Origin of the sequence: Phytoactinopolyspora halotolerans (assembly GCF_010550675.1) — a bacterium.
GTDB lineage: Bacteria > Actinomycetota > Actinomycetes > Jiangellales > Jiangellaceae > Phytoactinopolyspora > Phytoactinopolyspora halotolerans.
Map to the genome: position 1 here is coordinate 55,750 of NZ_JAAGOA010000008.1, position 17,259 is coordinate 73,008.

General features: G+C 68.0%; 13 protein-coding genes. 4 read left to right on the top strand and 9 right to left on the bottom strand.

What is annotated here, in order from left to right:
* Positions 1–136: 136 nt before the first annotated feature.
* The 3 genes from G1H10_RS13085 (at position 137) to G1H10_RS13095 (ending at position 3,522) form a co-directional block, all read left to right on the top strand.
* Complete coding sequence (locus G1H10_RS13085) at positions 137–1,540, top strand: MFS transporter (protein WP_163738140.1); 1,404 nt, start codon at positions 137–139, stop codon at positions 1,538–1,540.
* Positions 1,537–2,991: a pyridoxal phosphate-dependent decarboxylase family protein gene (locus tag G1H10_RS13090; protein WP_163738143.1), complete on the top strand. Its 1,455-nt coding sequence runs from the start codon at positions 1,537–1,539 to the stop codon at positions 2,989–2,991. Before G1H10_RS13085 ends, G1H10_RS13090 begins: the two co-directional genes overlap by 4 nt.
* Before the next feature lie 228 nt (positions 2,992–3,219).
* Positions 3,220–3,522 (top strand): DUF1905 domain-containing protein, encoded by a 303-nt coding sequence (locus tag G1H10_RS13095; protein ID WP_163738562.1) that lies wholly within the window; start codon positions 3,220–3,222, stop codon positions 3,520–3,522.
* Between the two features lie 93 nt (positions 3,523–3,615).
* Here G1H10_RS13095 and G1H10_RS13100 read toward each other — a convergent pair whose 3' ends face one another.
* The 7 genes from G1H10_RS13100 to G1H10_RS13130 form a co-directional block, all read right to left on the bottom strand.
* Entirely contained in the window at positions 3,616–4,185 is a 570-nt protein-coding gene (locus G1H10_RS13100) for a SanA/YdcF family protein (RefSeq protein ID WP_163738147.1), read from the bottom strand.
* Between the two features lie 160 nt (positions 4,186–4,345).
* A complete protein-coding gene (locus tag G1H10_RS13105) occupies positions 4,346–5,134 on the bottom strand; it encodes a hypothetical protein (RefSeq protein WP_163738149.1) in 789 nt (262 codons plus the stop codon).
* Between the two features lie 349 nt (positions 5,135–5,483).
* A complete protein-coding gene (locus tag G1H10_RS13110) occupies positions 5,484–7,583 on the bottom strand; it encodes a glycosyl hydrolase 53 family protein (RefSeq protein ID WP_163738153.1) in 2,100 nt (699 codons plus the stop codon).
* A 75-nt stretch (positions 7,584–7,658) separates the two neighbouring features.
* Entirely contained in the window at positions 7,659–8,561 is a 903-nt protein-coding gene (locus G1H10_RS13115) for a sugar ABC transporter permease (RefSeq protein WP_163738155.1), read from the bottom strand.
* On the bottom strand, positions 8,561–10,189 hold the full coding sequence (locus G1H10_RS13120; protein WP_163738565.1) for an ABC transporter permease subunit: 1,629 nt from the start codon (positions 10,187–10,189) through the stop codon (positions 8,561–8,563). Before G1H10_RS13120 ends, G1H10_RS13115 begins: the two co-directional genes overlap by 1 nt.
* A 5-nt stretch (positions 10,190–10,194) precedes the next feature.
* Positions 10,195–11,499, bottom strand: a complete 1,305-nt coding sequence (locus G1H10_RS13125) for a sugar ABC transporter substrate-binding protein (RefSeq protein ID WP_163738156.1) — start codon at positions 11,497–11,499, stop codon at positions 10,195–10,197.
* Positions 11,500–11,604: 105 nt separating this feature from the next.
* Positions 11,605–13,659: a beta-galactosidase gene (locus G1H10_RS13130; RefSeq protein ID WP_163738159.1), complete on the bottom strand. Its 2,055-nt coding sequence runs from the start codon at positions 13,657–13,659 to the stop codon at positions 11,605–11,607.
* Between the two features lie 175 nt (positions 13,660–13,834).
* On the opposite strand from G1H10_RS13130, the gene G1H10_RS13135 reads away from it, so the two are divergent.
* A complete protein-coding gene (locus G1H10_RS13135; protein WP_163738162.1) occupies positions 13,835–14,848 on the top strand; it encodes a LacI family DNA-binding transcriptional regulator in 1,014 nt (337 codons plus the stop codon).
* A gap of 3 nt (positions 14,849–14,851) precedes the next feature.
* Here G1H10_RS13135 and G1H10_RS13140 read toward each other — a convergent pair whose 3' ends face one another.
* Both G1H10_RS13140 and G1H10_RS13145 read right to left on the bottom strand, forming a co-directional pair.
* Positions 14,852–16,351 (bottom strand): AAA family ATPase, encoded by a 1,500-nt coding sequence (locus G1H10_RS13140; protein WP_163738165.1) that lies wholly within the window; start codon positions 16,349–16,351, stop codon positions 14,852–14,854.
* 145 nt (positions 16,352–16,496) lie between these two features.
* Entirely contained in the window at positions 16,497–17,099 is a 603-nt protein-coding gene (locus G1H10_RS13145) for a GNAT family N-acetyltransferase (protein ID WP_163738167.1), read from the bottom strand.
* Between the last annotated feature and the right edge of the window lie 160 nt (positions 17,100–17,259).

The window sequence follows — 17,259 nt, forward strand, 5'->3', positions numbered from 1 at the left end:
GTAAAGCCGATTCCGGACGTTCGGCCTCCGGATCCATCGGCCGCGCTGGACGGGGCGTCGCCCCGGCCGGATAGCGGCGGATCGGCACAGAACGAGACGATCGAAGCGTGCCGGGGAGGCCCTAAGATCATGGGGTATGTCCGGATCCTCGCCGGTGAGTCCTCCGGCACTCGGCCGACGGGTGCTCGTGGGATACGGGATGGGCTCCGTGGCCACCGGGATCTTCGGCACCGTTCCCGGGCTGGTGCTGCTGTACTACCTGACGGACGTGCTCGGTGTCGCCGCGGCCGTCGCCGGCCTGATGGTCGCCCTGCCCAAGGTGTGGGACGTCGTGCTCAACCCGTGGATCGGCAGCCTGTCCGATCGGACCCGGCATCGTTGGGGCCCACGCCGGCCGTGGATGTTGCTGGGCGCGGTGCTCACCCCGATCGGGTTCGCCGCCATCTTCGCCGCGCCGCCGATCCCACCGGGCGGCGCGGCGGCCTACGTCGCGATACTCTTCCTGTTCACCGCTACCGGATACTCCTGCTTCCAGGTTCCCTACGTGGCCCTCCCAGCGGAGATGACCGCGGATCCGGACGAACGCGCGAAGGTCAACTCGTGCCGGGTAGCCATCCTCGCCGTCGCGATATTGCTCTCCGGCGCCCTGGCTCCGATGCTGGCCGGTGCAACCGGCGACTCCGACGGCACACCTGCCGGATACCGCCTCATGGGCATCGTGATGGGCGCGTTGTTGCTGGCCGGAGCGCTGATCGCGGTCGCCGCCACGGCCGGCGCCCCGAGCGTGCTCCGCACCACGAGCGAACCGTCGCTGCCGGCGCAACTGCGCGCCGCGCGCGGGAACCGGCCCTTCGCCTGGCTGCTGGCGATGTTCGTCGTCCAGGCCCTTGCCGCAGGCCTGATGTTGGCCGGCGCGCAGTATTACGCCACGTACATCCTGGACAACCCGTCCGCCGTCTCCGTGCTTTTCGCGTTCCTCATCCTCCCGTTGCTGCTGGCCATGCCGATGTGGCTGGCGGCCAGCCGACGCGCCGGCAAACGCAAGGCGACGTTCGCCGCGTCGTTGTGCTTCCTTTCCGGCGCGCTCATCGCGGCGTTCGGCCGGGACGTCCCCGCCGCCGCGGTCTATGCCGGCGTCGCGCTGGCGGGGGTCGGATACGCGGGCATCCAGATGCTGCCGCTCTCCATGCTGGGCGACACGATCGCCGCGGACGCGTTCACCACCCGGCGGCGACGGGCGGGCGTCTTCACCGGGCTCTGGACGGCCGGCGAAACGCTCGGGCTCGCGGTGGGGCCGGGCCTGTACGGGTTGATACTCGCGCTCAGCGGCTTCGTCTCGTCCGACGCCGACCACAGGGTGGCCCAGCCCGACTCCGCGCTCACCGGGATCGTGATCGGCTTCGGCGCCGTGCCCGTCCTGCTCGTCGGGCTGAGCCTGCTGCTGTTGGCGCGTTATGACCTCACCGAAGAACGTCTCATCGCCCTGCGCGACGCGCACGGCGAACCGCCGATGTCCGCACCAGCTGGAGACCTCACATGACCACCGACGAGAGCATCCTCGGCCGCCTCTCCGCACTGCGTGCCGCCGATCTGCCCGTGCACGGCGGCCGCACCATGGCCTACGTCTACGACTCGGGGCGGCCGGAACTCGACGAGCTCGCCGCGGCGGCACAGGCCGCGTACAGCGGCGTCAACGGCTTGGACATGACCGTCTTCCCCAGCGTCGTCGCCCTGGAGAACGATCTGGTGCGCCGGGCGGCCGGCCTGCTCGGCGGCGACGAGCAGACAGTCGGGACGTTCACCAGCGGCGGAACGGAGAGCTGCCTGCTGGCCGTGCATGCGGCCCGCACCCATGCGCGCCGGACCCGCGGCATCGACCGGCCGGAGATGGTGCTGCCGTCCACGGTGCACCCCGCCTTTCACAAGGCGGCCGAGCTGTTCGGTATTCAATCCCGGGTGGTCCCGGTGGACGGCGACCGGTACACGGTGCGGGCCGCCGACGTGCAGGCCGCCATGACGGCGGACACCGCTCTGGTCGTCGTCTCCGCGCCGTCGTATGCGCACGGCGTCATCGACCCTGTTGTCGAGGTGTCCGAGATCGCTCGCGCACGGGGCGTTCTGTGCCACGTCGACGCGTGTATCGGCGGCTGGTTCCTGGGGCATCTCCGGCTCGCGGCGGATGCGCCCGAGATCCCCACGTTCGATCTGAGCGCGCCCGGCGTCACCTCGATCTCGGTCGACCTGCACAAGTACGGCTACACGCCGAAGGGTGCGTCGATCGTCCTGTTCCGCGACGACGAGTTGCGTCGAGACGGATACTTCGTGCACACGGCGTGGCCGGGATACCCGGTGATCACGACGACGCTGCAGGGAACCAAGTCCGCTGCCCCGCTTGCCGGAGCCTGGGCCGTCGTCGAACGAGTCGGCACCGACGGCTACATCGAGCTTTCCCGCAAGGTTCACCACACTACGCGGCTGTTCATCGACGGCGTCGACAAGATCCCTGGGCTACGGGTGCTCGGGAGCCCGCAGGCGTCACTGCTGGCCGTCACCTCAGACGACCCGGAGCTCGACGTGTTCGTGCTGGCCGACGAGATGCGTGCGGCCGGCTGGTACCTGCAACCGCAGCTGGCGTACCTGACGTCGCCCGCCAATCTCCACCTCACCGTCACCGCGGCCATGGCGAACCCGGAGAGCGCAACCGAGCTGCTCGACCAGCTCTCGGCTGCCGCCGACCGCGCACGAGCCGTGGGCCCGGCCGAGGTGAACCCGATGCTCAAACAGGCGGCCGCCACGCTGGATCCCCGGACACTTGGACCGGATGAGGCGACTGCAGCACTGACCATGGCCGGAATCGGAGACGGCAACGCCCTCCCGGAACGGATGGCACCCGTGCTCGCGGCGCTGCAGGTGCTCCCGGAGCCGATCGCTGCCCGGTTGCTCCCCGAGGTCATCAGCAGGCTCTACCGCGGGACCATACCTGATCGGTAGAGCCACACCATTCACCATTGGGCGTCGACGGGCGCGGCGGCGACGAACGGAAACCGCGGAGAGTTCGCTGTCGCGTCGAAACGCGCGACCAGATCACCACCAGATCTGCGACCAGATCACCACTGAACTGCCATACTTCAGGGCATGGCACCCCTCACTCAGTCTCCCATGACGTGACAGCCACATCCGAACACGGAACTTGTCGGTGACCTGTGCGATGCTCAGGTGGTGGTCATCGAATTCGATGCCGAACTGTGGCTGTGGGAGGCCCGTCGCGACGACAGCTGGACGTTTGTGAGTCTGCCCGTCGAGGAGTCCGAAGAGATCCGCGAGATGGCCGGAGGACAGCGCCACGGGTTCGGCTCCGTGCGTGTGCGCGTCACCGTGGGCAGCAGCACATGGACGACGTCCATCTTCCCCGACAGCACCCGCAACTGTTACGTGCTTCCGATCAAGCGTGCCGTCCGCCGGGCCGAAGATCTCGAAGCCGGAGATGTCGCGAGCATGACGGTCGAGCTTGTCGACATCTGACGACCGAGACGACGGCGCGGGTCGCGTCGCGGGATCGCTTGTTCAGGCCACCTGGGCAACGCGGCGGGGCCGCTACCCGGCGGCCGCGTCTGCTCAGACCTTCGACGTGATGGCGGTCCACAGCGCCGGGACGCTCGCCAGCACCTCGCGCGCGTAGCCGGTGCGAGTGCCACGCGGGTTCGTGCGACCCGACTCATGAGCGACGCCATGCGCGTCGATTCCGGCGGCACGGCACAGCGCGACGGCGCGCGGCAGGTGGAACCGCTGGCTCACGACGAGCAGATCGTTGTAGCGGAACTCGTCATGCGCCCGCTCACACGACTCCCAGGTGGAGTTTCCCAGATCGTCGAGACGGATCGCCGACGCCGGCACGCCGGCATCGATCAGGTAGTCCCGCATGGCCCCTGGCTCGTCGTAGCCGCCCATCCCGGTCGCACCGCTGACCAGCAGCGTGTCCACCCGGCCGGTCGCGTAGAGCTCAGCCGCCACGTCGAGCCGTCCGGCAAGGAGCTGGGACGGCTGCCCGTCCGGGCGGACACCGGCTCCCAGCACCATCGCCACCGGCGCGGACGGTGCGCTCCCCACGTTGACGATGCGGCCCCAGCTCTTGGCGTACGACCATGCCGACGGGACGCAGATCGAACTCGCAAGCACCACGACCACGCCGATGATCCATCGTCTCCGTCGACGTGGTGGCCGACCGGAGACGGAGTACTCAGACCCCGCGCCGGCGGTCATGCGTCCGTCGCCGGCGACGTGCGGTCGCGCTCGCCGAGGCCGGTCGGCTCGACCGACTCGGCGCGGGATCGTTCATTGCACATCGTCAAGAATGCTGTGGGAGGACGGACGCCGACTCACTCCTGCACAGCTCGGCGATCGCGGCGAGCGCCGCCAAGCCGACACGGAGCACGTCGTTGACGGCCACAGTGTTCGTCGTCACCAGATGCTGGAGCGCATTGCCAGTCTCGACGTCCACGCGCTGTAGAAGCTCATCGTCGCCAGGCATCTCACATCGATAATGATGGGCGAACGCACCCACGAGCGCCTCGGCGATCGTCCGGCCGGACACGTCAGGATGAACGTCGTCCAGGACTGGAGACAAGACGTCGACCACGTCCTGCAGCGAATCATCCCCGACCACCGCCCAGGTCGCGTCGACCAGCGCCATCACCCCTAGCACGAACAGTGGACCGTCATCATCAGATGGTTCCGGCACATCCGCGTTCGACCGGACGAGCCCCGGCAGCCGCACACCATCGAGAGTGAGCTCCGCCGTAACGACGGGAGCCAGCGCGTCCAAGAGCGCCTGCACTCGCCGGTCTTCGAGCGAGAGCCCGTCGAACACCACCCCGCGGACCAACGCCCACGTGGCCACGCTCCACTGAGCGGGCTCTGCAGCGATCACGCCCGCCCCGGGCAGCCGGGCCGAGTGCAGTAGCGGCGTCCGCTCAACCTCCTTCATCATGAAGTCCGAGAAGAACCGGTCACCCAGCGACCCCTCAGGCCAGATGAACGCCTCGACGCTCTCGAACTCGCCGGATCCTTCCCACACTCGCCGCGCCGACTCAAGCGAGGCTTCGCGGCTCTGGAAAAGCCGATCCAGTTCCTGCATCGCATCGACCACCTTCTGCGCGGATTTCTGAGGGGCCCGCGACTCGCCTCCATGCTCCTGACGACGGGCCTTCTTGGCCCTCTTGCGGTTGCTCGCACGCCCCACGACAGCTCCCCAGTCTCTGCTGGTGTCGACTTGTCCGGCTTCACATGCATCCTCACGGACCGTCCGCACCTGTTTCACCCGACAATGTGAGCCGGTTTCACCCGACATTGTGAGCACATCCGGTCCAACAACGCGATGCTACTGGACCGACAATACGACGGACCCTTGCCCGACCACTTTCGGTCCGAGATCTCCTGACACCGTCGAGGCCATAGCAGAGACGATGTCAGGAGGTGGTGTCCCGTCATGCCGGGTCGATAAGGCTCCACGGGCTCCGCCGGCTCACCTCGGGCTCCTTGCCCCGATTGCGCCGCCGCGCTTCAAAGACCGCGCCTTCGTGCGTCACCCGGTCACCGGACCAGTACACCTGCGTCGGATCCCAGGCGGGCCACTCAGGCTCGGCGTCGCCGACCCGTTGGAGCACCACGTCGTCGAACGTGCCCCACGCCCCGCCGGACAGCGTGAATGACGCCTCCACGGTTGCTTCTCCGTCGGCGCCCACCACGATGTCGTCGACCGTTGCCGTCCGCCACTCCCGCCAGCCGTCGAGTCGCAGGTCGGCGCCGTACGATCCGGCCGACGTGGTGGCGGTGAGCCGTCGCACGTCGGTGGCCGGGCTGTCGCCGCCCTGCGTCGTCGCCGAGAGCCGGTACATGCCCGGCGTCAGCCCCTCGACCCGCTGACCCACCGTGAACTCGTACGGCTCCGGCGCCCAGAAGCCCACCGCCCGCGCGCCGTCCGCCGCGTCGCCGGTCTCCTGGATGGACGCGCCGTCACCCGTGATCGTCCACGCGCTCGGGTCGGCGTCTTCGAAGCTTCCGTCGATCACGTGGTTGACCGGCCGGACCACGACGGCGGCGGTCACCTCGATCTCGGACTCGGTCAACCCGCGGACCTCGTACGTCCCCGGTTCGTCGATCGCCGCGAGGTCGTCGTCGTTCCAGACGACCGCGTGGTCTTCGACGGAACCGTCGTTGTACGTCACGCGCACGGTCGGCGGCAGCACCACATCGTCGCCGTGGACGACGACCACCTCGGGCGACTCGACGTACTCGACCTGCAGCGGCGCGACGGCGCCGGTATAGACGTACTGGAAGACCCGGAGGGATTCGAGCGGATACCCCTCGAAGTCGAACAGCGCCTGGTTCTCCCACGCCGACCCGCCGTAGTGCTCGCCCGCGTCGTCCGGGTCGTACTCGGCGGCGTAGCTCGTCGCCCAGCCGGAGCCGTGCGCCTCCCACAGCAGCCGATTCTGCTCGAGCTGTTCGGGCGGTCCCACCGGCAGCCAGGCCGGCTCCCAGTAGTACACCCCGATGCCGGCCTCGCCGACGTCGTTCACCGCTGCGATGACGTCGCGCAGCGCGTTGGCCTGTCCTTGCACGCTCACCGGATACCGGCTGAGCCCGGGGTCGGTGCCGATGATGTTCCCGGTGCCGTCACCGTCGGCGAGCGTGTGCACCCATGAGGTCTCGGCGACGATGACCTGCTTGTCGTACGTCTCGGCGACGTCGGCGAGCACGCTGGTGAGGTTGTCCAGACTGCCGTGCCAGAACGCGTAATAGGAGCTGGCGAAGACGTCGTAATCGACGCCGTGCCGGTCCAGCTCCGCCGCGTATCCGGCGTATCGGCTGGCCGTCTCCGGGTTGGTGAAGTGCAGCGCGACGAGTGCGTCGGGAAAGACCTCCCGCACCGCGGCGCTGCCGGCGGAGAACATCCGCGCGCGGTCCGGCCAGGCGCTCACACCGGCGACGGCGTTGTTCGTCTCGTTGCCTACCTGGACCATCCGGACGTCCACGCCGCCGTCGCGGAACGCCTCGAGCGCGTCGGTGGTGAAGGTGCCCACCGCGTCGACCTTCTCATCGATCGTCATGCCCGCCCATGCCTTGGGCGCCTGCTGCTTGCTGGGATCCGCCCAGAAGTCGGAGTAGTGGAAGTCCACCAGGACGCGCATTCCGTGTGCGGTGGCCCGCCGGCCGATCTCGACCGCCCGGGGTACGTCGACGTTGCCGCCGCCGTACCCGTTGCCGTCGGCGTCCCACGGGTCGTTCCAGACCCGGATCCGCACGTCGGTGACGCCTGCGTCGGCCAGCACGGCGAACAGGTCCGCCTGCTCGCCGTGCGCGTCGTAGAACCTCACGCCGCTCTCCTCCAGCGAGAGCACCATCGAGACGTCGACGCCGTGCACGAAGTCATCGGGCAGACCCTCCACCTTCTCTACGAAGATGCCGGCCTCCACCGGCCCATCCTCCTGTGTGGCGGCTGCCGCGGATGTCGCCAGCAGCAGCGTGCCGGCCGCGACCATCGCCGTCAGGCCACGGGCGCGACGTCGCCGGTACACTGTCATGTCTCCTCCGCTCCGCGTCGATCGACCTCGACCGGCGCTCGATCCGGTGCTCGTTGTGGTTATTCGGGACACGCCCTAACCCTTGACGGAGCCTGCGGTCAGGCCGCCGACGATGTACTTCTGCAGGAACAGGAAGAGCGCGAGGATCGGCAGGCTCGCGATCACCGCGCCGGCCGCGAACAATCCCCAGTTCGCATTGAGCGCGTCGGAGACCCACGCGTACATCCCCACGGCGAGGGTGAAGTTGCTCTCGGAGGTGAGGATGATCCGGGCCAGGATGAAGTCCCCGAAGGCCCCGACGAACGACAGCAGACCGACGACGGCCAGAATCGGAGTGACCAGGCGCAGGATGATCGTCCAGTAGGTCTGGGCGTGGGTGGCGCCGTCGATCTTGGCTGCTTCGTCGATCTCCCGCGGGATCGTGTTGAAGAAGCCGTACATGAGGAACGTGTTCGTGCCGAGCGCCCCGCCGAGGTACACGCAGATCAGAGCGAGCCTGGAGTTCAGGCCGAGCACGGGTACGACGTTCCCGAGCGTCAGCAGCAGCAGGAAGATCGAGATGAACGCCAGCATCTGCGGGAACATCTGGATGATGAGCAGCGCGGTCAGCCCACCGCGCCGCCCGGTGAACCGGAACCGGGAGAACGCGTAGGCGGCCGCCGCCCCCATCAGCACCGAGCCGGCCGCCGTCGATCCCGCGATGAGGAGGCTGTTGGCCATCCACGTCCAGAACCGGGTATCGCCGAGTGCGGTGACGTTGGCCGCGGAGACCGACCGGAACAGCTCCGTCGAGCCGGTCAGCGTCCCGGACGAGGCCAGCGCCGCGGACAGCACGTAGGCCAGCGGGAACGCCGCGTAGAACACGATCAGCACCGCCACCGGATACTTCCAGCCCACCTCGGCCAACCACCGCCGCCGTCGCGCGGCGGCGGGGCGATGATCGATCCGCACCGGCGCATCCTGCACTCTCGTAGCCATCACAGGATCTCCTCGAGTCTGCGGGTACGCCGGAACGCCAACGCGGAGATCACCCCGACGACCAGGAACACGATGATCGACAACGCGCTGGCCAGACCGAAGTCGGCACGGCCGCCGGCGACGCCCGAGATCTGGTAGATCATCGTGATGAGGATGTCGGTGTGCCCGAGCACCGCGGATGTGTCCGTGAAGCGGGGCCCGCCTTCGGTGAGCATGTAAATGATCGTGAAGTTGTTGAAGTTGAACGCGAACGACGCGATGATCAGCGGCGCCGTCGAGATGAGCAACAGCGGTGGGGTGATCGACGTCCAGGTTCGCCACCAGCCGGCTCCGTCGATGCGCGCTGCCTCGAGCACGTCACTCGGCAGCGATTGCAGGGCCCCGGTACAGACCAGGAACCAGTACGGAAAGCTCAGCCACAGGTTCACACCGATGATCGCGAGCTTGGCCAGCCACGGGTCGTTCAGCCACTCGATCCTCGCGCCGAAGAGAAACAGGTCGTTGATGATCCCGTAGTCCGGATTCGCGTTCAGCATGCCGCGCCACAGCAGCGCGGACAGGAACGCGGGGAAGGCGTACGGGAGGATGAACAATGTCCGCAGCAGCTTCCGTCCCCGGATGCGCGCATCGTTGAAGATCACCGCCATGACCAAACCCATGAGGAAGCTCGTCGCGACGGTAAGGATGGCGAACGCGAAGGTCCAGGCCGTGATGCGCCAGAACGGCCCGGCGTAGTTGGTATCGGTGAACCCGCGCACGAAATTGTCGAAGCCGACGTAGACCTGCCAGCCGACGGGCAGCGCGGTGCCGTCGTCGGCGACGAACCGGCCGTCGTCGCGTGCCGCGTAGACGACGCCCGTCTCCGCGTCGGTCAGCGTCTCGTTCTGCGGGTTCCACTCGAGGGTGGATCGGTACACGGTGCCCCGGGTGCCCTCCCGGGTACGGATGGAGCCATCGTCGGCGTCGTCTGACACGGGCACCCGCAGATCCAGGACCTCTCGCTGCAGGCTCTGATCGGCCAGCAGGGTGTTCCGGTCCACCACATCCCAGCCCGGGACCGCGGTGATCCGGTCACCGTCGACAGTCGCGCCGGGCTCGGCCGCCAGCGGACTGTCCGCGCTGCCGACCATCGGCCGGCCGTCGGCGATGACCGCGAACCCGAGTTCGTCGTCGCGCTGGACGATCGTCAACGGGTAGGTGGGTGCGTCGTCAACGGCCCGCTCGTGCTGGATGAGCAGAGCATCGACCGCCTGCTGCTTGGTGCCGTTGTGGCCGGTCCCGTAGTTCGTCATGGCCACGTTGAACGTGTACGCCATGGTGAAGAGCTGGAAGACCAGCAGGAACGCGAGGCCGGGGAAGAGGTACTTGGACGGCAGCGCACGCTTGCTGAAGTACACCCAGTCGGCAGCCGCCGTGAGCGCGAGCGTGCCGGCGAGGATCCCCCACGAGCCCTCGACGTAGGCGGCCCAGACGATCGCCAGTCCGACCGCGTTGACGGCCGCCATGATCACGAGCTTGACGACGAACCCCCAGCCGGTGCCGGTCCAGGCGCGGGCATGGGATTCGCCGCGGACGGGCGGCCCGCCGCGGACGTCCCGCGGCGAGCCGAGCGTGCCGGCCTCGGGCATCCGGGTCACCCGCCGAGCGTGGCGTCGATGTCGGCGAGCATCTTCTCCCAGGCCTCCTCCGGCTCCGCCGAGCCGGAGATGATCGCCGCCTGGGCCGCGTTCCAGTGCTCCCAGACGTCGGCCATCTCCGGGATGGACGGCATCGGCGCGCCGTTCTGAGCGGCAGCGAGGAACCCGGCGACCACCGGATCCTCGGCCACGTCCTCGGCCACCACACTCATCGCCGGGATGCGCGGGTCGGCGTCATGCAACGCACGCATGGCCTCGGGCGTCGCGACGTAGTTGGTGAGGAAGTCGGCCGCCACCAGGGCGTTGTCGCTCTGCGCCGACACGAAGAAGCCCTGCACGCCGACGAACGGGGCGGCGGTCTCGCCGCCGGCCGACGGGATCGGATCGACGGCCACCTCGATGCCGGCGTCCACGTAGGTGCCGATCGCCCACGGGCCGGCGACGGTGTACGGCGCGTTGCCGTCGGCGAACTCCTGGTCCGCGATGTCGATCGTCCAGTCCGTGCTGAACAGCCCGGCCCCGGCCATGCCGTTCTCCCCGAGCCATTCGGCGAACGCGTAACCGGCGTCCCCGCCCATGCCGACCTCGTTCGTGTACGAGCCGTCGTCGTTCTGGACGAAGACCGGCGCCCCGAAGGACGTCTGGAAGGCGTAGTAGGTGTAGGCGTCACCGGTGGTGCCGTTGGTATTGATGACGAAAGGCAACGACGTGCCGATCTCCTCGCCGTCGGCGATCATCTCGTCGAAGGTCTCCGCGACCGGGTCCGGGGCGAGTTCGGTGTTGCGTACCAGGCCGACGCTCTCCAGCGCGTACGGCAGTCCGTACAGCTGACCGTCGTAGGTCATGGCCTCGATCGCGACGTCCTCGAACTCCGACGCGGACGCGCCCAGATCGACGGAGTCCACGACACCGTTGACGATGAGCGAACCGAGCCAGTCGTGCGCGCCGACCGTGATGTCCGGCCCTTCGCCCGTCGGCACCTGAGCGAGGAAGTCCGCCCGGATGTCTTCGAAGTTCTTCTGGACCAGATCGACCGTGACGCCGGTCTCCGCGGTGAACGTCTCGGCCGCCGCGGCGACGGCCGGCTCGCGGTTCTCGTCGACCCAGACGGTCAGGGTGCCGCCGGCCGCCGCCTCGCCCTCATCGTCACTCTCGTCGGTCTCGTCCCCGGGGTCGGACTCGGCGACGTCTTCGGTCGATTCCGCGGCCGGGGTCTCGTCAGCCGTGTCGTCTCCACCGCCGCACGCGGCCACGAGGAGGACGGCCGCGAGGGGCGCGAGCCGGATGGATGTCTTGCGCATGGCGTAACCTTTCCGATCGAGTACCGCAGCGCGCAGGTCCTTCGATCGCGGCGCTGCGACCTGGTGGATGCTGATTGACAGAGCTGCTACGGCCGTCGCCGGTCGTCATGCGTGGCGACCACCTCCAAGCGGCCCGGATGCCGAGGTGCGCACGACCGCGACGCCGCCGGCGCCGAGGTCCAGGTGCTCGGCGACCGGCTCGCCGCTGAGCAGTTCGACGCCGTCGCCGATCCCCACCTTGGCGTCGTCGTCCGTGTGGTTGATCGCCACGACGTAGTCCGCATCCCGCCCGTGCCGCACGACGACCTCGACGTCGTCGGGCAGATCCGGCGGCTGCACGCCGGCGTCCCGGTAGACCGCGCCCAGCACCGGCGCAAGCGCGTCGATGTCCAGGCGGGTGGACACGTACCAGGCCGTGCCCGCGCCGAACCTATGCCGTGTGATCGCCGGTCCGCCGGCGGCCGGGCCGTCCCGGTGGGTCGCCACCACGTCGGCCCCCTCGAGCGCGAGATCCTCCTGCCACGTGTCGGCGGCCACCTCGCCCGCGTCCCCGAGCGGGCCGTCGGGCCAGGTCACGCGGGTCGAGGTGGCCGCGCGCAACGGCAGGAACTCGTGCACCAGCACACCGAGCACGTCGCGCAGCGGCGCACCGTAGCCACCTGGGTGGACGGCGTCGTGCTCGTCGACGACGGCGGAGAAGAAGGACACCAGCAGGGTGCCGCCGCTCGCGACGTAGCGGCGCAGATTGTCCGCCGACGCCTCCGTCATCAGGTACGACGCCGGCGCCACCACCAGCCGGTAACGGGACAGGTCCGCCGACGGATGCGCGAAGTCGACGGTCACGCCGTCTCGCCACAGCCGCTCGTAATACGCCCGGATGCGTTCGCGATGCCGCACGTCCACCGACGGGCGCCACTCCAGGTCCTGCGCCCAGAAGGACTCGGTGTCCCACAGCACGGCGACGTCTGCCGCCACTGTGGATCCCTGCACCTCCGCCAGCCGGGCGACGTCCCGGCCGAGGTCACGCACCTCCCGCCACAGCCGTGTCCCGGTGCCCGCATGCGGGAGCATCGCCGAGTGGAACTTCTCGGCGCCCTGACGCGACGCGCGCCACTGGAAGAATCCGATCACGTCGGCGCCGCGGGCCAGGTGAGCCAGCGAGTTGCGGGCCATCTCCCCCGACCGCTTGGCCACGTTGCGTGGCTGCCAGTTCACCGCCGACGTGGAGTGCTCCATCAGGATCCACGGCCGCCCGCCCGCCACCGAGCGGGTCAGATCGGCCGCGAGCGCCAGACCGACGTGCCCGCGCTCGTCCGCGGCGGTCAGGTAATGGTCGTTGGAGACGATGTCGACCTCGCGCGCCCAGGCCCACAGGTCGGTGGTGGGGCACTCGTTGGCCATGAAGTTCGTCGTCACCGGCTGCCGGGCGTGCACACGGATGGCGTCGCGCTCGGCGATGTAACACGCGCGTAGCTGATGGTCGGTGAACCGGGCGAAGTCGAGCCGCTGTGCTGGGTTCGCCACGGTGGGTGTCGCGGCTGGGGCGCCGACGTGCTCCCAGTCGGCGTACACCTGGCCCCAGAAGGTCGTCCCCCACGCCTCGTTGAGCGCGTCGAGCGTCCCGTACCGGTCTTTCAGCCACGCCCGGAACGCCTGCACCGCGGCGTCGGAGTAGTCCTCCCCGACCGGCGCGCCGTACTCGTTGTGCACGTGCCACATGACCACAGCGGGGTGATCGGCGTATCGCTCGGCGAGCGCGGAGGCGACCCGCACCGCGGCCGCCCGGTAGGCGGTGGAGCTGGGCGACGCCATGCCACGGGAGCCGAAGCCCAGGGTCGTTCCGTCGCGGGTGACGATCCGGGCCTCGGGATGGGCGGCGAAGAACCAGGCGGGCGGGGAGGCGGTGGGGGTGGCGAGGTCGACGGCGACGCCATTGCCGTGCAGCAGGTCGAGGAGATCGTCCAGCCAGGCGAAGTCGTACGCGCCCTCGCGCGGCTCCAGCAGGGCCCAGGAGAAGATCCCGACGCTGACGAAGTTCACCCCGGCTTCGCGCATGAGGACCATGTCCTCGTCCCACGTCGCGCGGGGCCACTGCTCGGGGTTGTAGTCCCCGCCGTAGCCGATCCGTCGACCGGTCGGCCAGACGCTTCCGTCCGTCATGACACTCCGTTGAGTCGGGGCAGACTGTGCACGGTCCCAGTCCTGAATTCCGCAAAGTCTAGGCATCTGACGGGCCTGGTTCACAATACGTCGACGTCTGCCGTTACTCGACTGTGATCGTGCACAGTCGCCACGACGCGGTTGCAACGATGACGGTCCGAGTACAGTCAGTGCTGTGACTTCCGAGACGGAGCGGCGTCGCCCGACCATCCGAGACGTCGCCGCTGCCGCAGGCGTCTCCCGCGGGACGGTCTCCCGCGTCATCAACGGCGGGCATTGGGTGTCACCCGACGCACGCCGCGCGGTGGATCAAGCGATCCGCACGACCGGCTACCGCGTCAACAGGCACGCCCGCAGCCTGGTCACCGGTCGCGCGAACTCACTCGCCTTCTTGCTCACCGAGCCACAGCAGAGGTTGTTCGCAGACCCGACGTTCGCGATCCTGCTGCGCGGTGCGGCAGCGGCGCTCGACGCCCGGTCGATGACGCTCGTCCTGCTCGTCGCGGGCAACGAGGCGGAGCGCGCGAACGTCATCCAGTACGTCACCGCAGGTCATGTCGATGGCGTGCTGCTGATCTCCACGCATGAGAACGAGCCGCTGATCGCCTCACTGCTGGACGAGGACATTCCTGCGGTCGCCTGCGGGATCCCGCTCGGATACTCCGACCGGGTGGCGTCGGTCTCGGTCGACGAGGCCGGCGGGGCCCGGACGATGGTCCGTCACCTGCGCTCGTCCGGACGAGAACGCATCGCGATGATCGCGGGCCCACTCGACACGCCAGGCGGGCGATATCGCCTGGCGGGCTACCAAGAGGAATTGGGTGACAGCTTCGACGAGCGCCTCGTCGCCTACGGCGACTACAGCGCGGCGTCGGGCGCCGCCGCCATGGCAGAGCTTCTGGATCGCATGCCCGAGGTCGACGCGGTATTCGCCGCCTCCGACCTGATGGCCTCCGGGGCGCTCACCACGCTGCGCAAAAGCGGCCGCCGGGTACCTGACGACATCGCCGTCGCGGGCTTCGACGATTCCGGCCTGGCCGCCACGCTGGACCCTCCGCTGACCACGATGCACCAGCCGTTCGACCGCATCAGCAGCGAGATGGTGAGTGTACTGCTCGACATCGTCGACGGTGCGCCCCGAAGGTCGGTGACGCTACCGGCCGAACTGGTCGTCCGCACGAGCACCTGAGCGCTAACGGCGGTACATGTCGTCAAGAGTAACCAGCAGGACGTCGCGGCGATGTTGGAGTCGAATCAGCTCGTCGCTGAACCCGCTGCGGCTGAAGATCGCGAGCGTCGCTTCTTCGGCCCGCCCTCCCAGCAATCCGCGGATATGCTCCAAACGAGCCAAGTCGCGACGGTCACGAACCGTGTTGGTCGATTTGGCTTCCCCGATCAAGGCGACTCTTGCCGAGGACGTGCGGGGCATGTCCCCGAGCATGAGTGAGATCACGTCGATTTCATGACTCACCTTGTGCTCTCTGCATGCCACCGATGTCGTGCCGGTCCACCCGATGGGCACATCGCCACGAGCAGCAAGCTCGCTGATGGTCCACTCACGGGCCAGATGCTCGAAGTGCGGGCCGAGGATTTGGGAATCGAAGGTCGCCTGCGCCTGCTGCCATCCCTGCTCGGCCCTGCTTCTACGCTGGAAGATCTGCAGGCGCGGCAGCGTGATGGTGTGGTGAAACCGCATGACCGGGTCAGCGATCGACACGATGGGCTTCCTTTCGCGGAGCATATCCTCGTCGTAGGAGATGAAGCCGGCTCTGCGCAGAGTCGTCAGCGGATACGACATCGTCCGCGAGTCACGCTCTAGTCGACTGGCGATTCGGGCGGGCGTCGACTCCCCAGCTGCTATCGCCGCAAGGATCCCGTAATACAGTGCACGGTCTTTGATGCCAGGCTCCTGACTGAAGAGGAGATCAACCTCATCAAACATCGCATGCGCAGGATTGAATGCGGTCGCCGCGAGCCATCGCCCCAGATCCTCACGCGAGTCGGGTACCGGCACTCCATCCGTGAGCGCCCGATAGCCCGGGATGCCGCCGACGATCGCATGTAAGCGCACGGCCGTATCTGGGTCATCCACTCCCCAAAAGGCAGCGGAGTCGATGTGGTCGAACGCATTCAGGCATATGTTGAGTTGAACCCGACCGTATAGCGCTTTCGACTCGGCGAGCAGCTCCGACATCACTGACAACGCCGACCCACACAAGATCAGGCGCACCGGAGGAGCGCCGCCACCCTTGGTCGGACCGTATGTGTCATGTAGCCACTGCAGGACGCCCGGCAACTCCGGCGAATGCGCGATCAGAAAGGGCAACTCGTCGAGGACGAGCAGCTGCACCTCGCCCCGTTGTCCGGCCCGTTCACCTGCCATTCGCACGGCCGTCTCCAGAGCGTTCTCCCACGACGAGAACCTCATTCCAGCGGGCAAGCCAGCCCATTCTGCCAACTCATCAGCAAAACGCTGCAACGCGAGGGGTTTCGAATTCCGCTCGAGCGCGAGCATGTAGAAGCCGCCGGATGCATCACACAACTGCTGCAGCATCTCGGACTTGCCTTGCCTTCGACGTCCATACACCACGCCCAGCCGCAAGCTGTCGACGTGGGGGGACATGAAGTCGACCAATTGCGCCCACTCATCGTCACGATCGAACAGAACCTGGGGCTTCGACAGCGACGTCATAACACACTCCAGTTAGTTGTAGTCCAATACTACTAGGAGTCTACGCTAGACGTATCTCAGTTAGTTGTAATGGTCTACGTATACTGCGTCTGGGGTTGGATGTTCGGCGGGCTCCACCCGCCGCGTGGTGCGGTCGACCCGGGACCTAGGTCAATTCGCGGCGCATGATCCATCGAGGGCGGCCACCGCTACGACCCGAGGTGGGGCCGGCCCGGTGGAAACCATGCGCCTCGAACAGTCTGGTCGTACCGACATACCCGCTGATCACGTCGACGCGCTCGTCGTCGCCCACCTCGACCGGGTATCCCTCGACCACCTCGGCACCGTGAGCGGCGGCATGTTCGACGGCGCCGTCGAGCAGCACATGCATCAAGCCCCGGCGACGGTATCCCGCACGGACGACGAAGCAGACCGCGACCCACGCGTCCCGCTCGTCTACGAACGGGATGGTGCGAGCGTTCATCAGCCGTCGATAGGTGCTGCGTGGCGCGATGGAACACCAACCCGCCGGAATGTCGTCCACGTACGCGATCACACCAGGACCCGGTTCCACGTCGCACAGCTGACGCATGAACTCGGGACGCTCCTCGCTCGACACCCGCGAGTCCCGGTAGGACATGCACCAGCAACCCTTACCGCCGGGCTTCTTGACCCCGACGACCTCCGCGAAGTCCACGAACCGGCCGACCGCGGATCGAATCTCCGTGGCCGGCGAGGAGGCATCGCCGGAAGCCTGCACCGTCTGCATGCCTTCACCGTACGCGGAAGTAGGCCCCGCGCAGGGTAGCCGCGCAAGCCTTGTGCGCAACGCGAGATCGCCCGAGTCCGTGCATGAGGAGCAGCATGATACCGGTGTCGTACGATCAGAAGCCGACCGCAAGATCATGATGGAGGCCTACGGCACGACC

Excerpts from the sequence above, each read along its gene's own strand:
- G1H10_RS13115 (WP_163738155.1), bottom strand. The coding sequence starts at position 8,561 with ATGGCTACGAGAGTGCAGGATGCGCCGGTGCGGATCGATCATCGCCCC.
- G1H10_RS13120 (WP_163738565.1), bottom strand. The coding sequence starts at position 10,189 with ATGCCCGAGGCCGGCACGCTCGGCTCGCCGCGGGACGTCCGCGGCGGG.
- G1H10_RS13125 (WP_163738156.1), bottom strand. The coding sequence starts at position 11,499 with ATGCGCAAGACATCCATCCGGCTCGCGCCCCTCGCGGCCGTCCTCCTC.
- G1H10_RS13130 (WP_163738159.1), bottom strand. The coding sequence starts at position 13,659 with ATGACGGACGGAAGCGTCTGGCCGACCGGTCGACGGATCGGCTACGGC.
- G1H10_RS13085 (WP_163738140.1), top strand. The coding sequence starts at position 137 with ATGTCCGGATCCTCGCCGGTGAGTCCTCCGGCACTCGGCCGACGGGTG.
- G1H10_RS13145 (WP_163738167.1), bottom strand. The coding sequence starts at position 17,099 with ATGCAGACGGTGCAGGCTTCCGGCGATGCCTCCTCGCCGGCCACGGAG.
- G1H10_RS13105 (WP_163738149.1), bottom strand. The coding sequence starts at position 5,134 with ATGCAGGAACTGGATCGGCTTTTCCAGAGCCGCGAAGCCTCGCTTGAG.
- G1H10_RS13140 (WP_163738165.1), bottom strand. The coding sequence starts at position 16,351 with ATGACGTCGCTGTCGAAGCCCCAGGTTCTGTTCGATCGTGACGATGAG.
- G1H10_RS13110 (WP_163738153.1), bottom strand. The coding sequence starts at position 7,583 with ATGACAGTGTACCGGCGACGTCGCGCCCGTGGCCTGACGGCGATGGTC.
- G1H10_RS13090 (WP_163738143.1), top strand. The coding sequence starts at position 1,537 with ATGACCACCGACGAGAGCATCCTCGGCCGCCTCTCCGCACTGCGTGCC.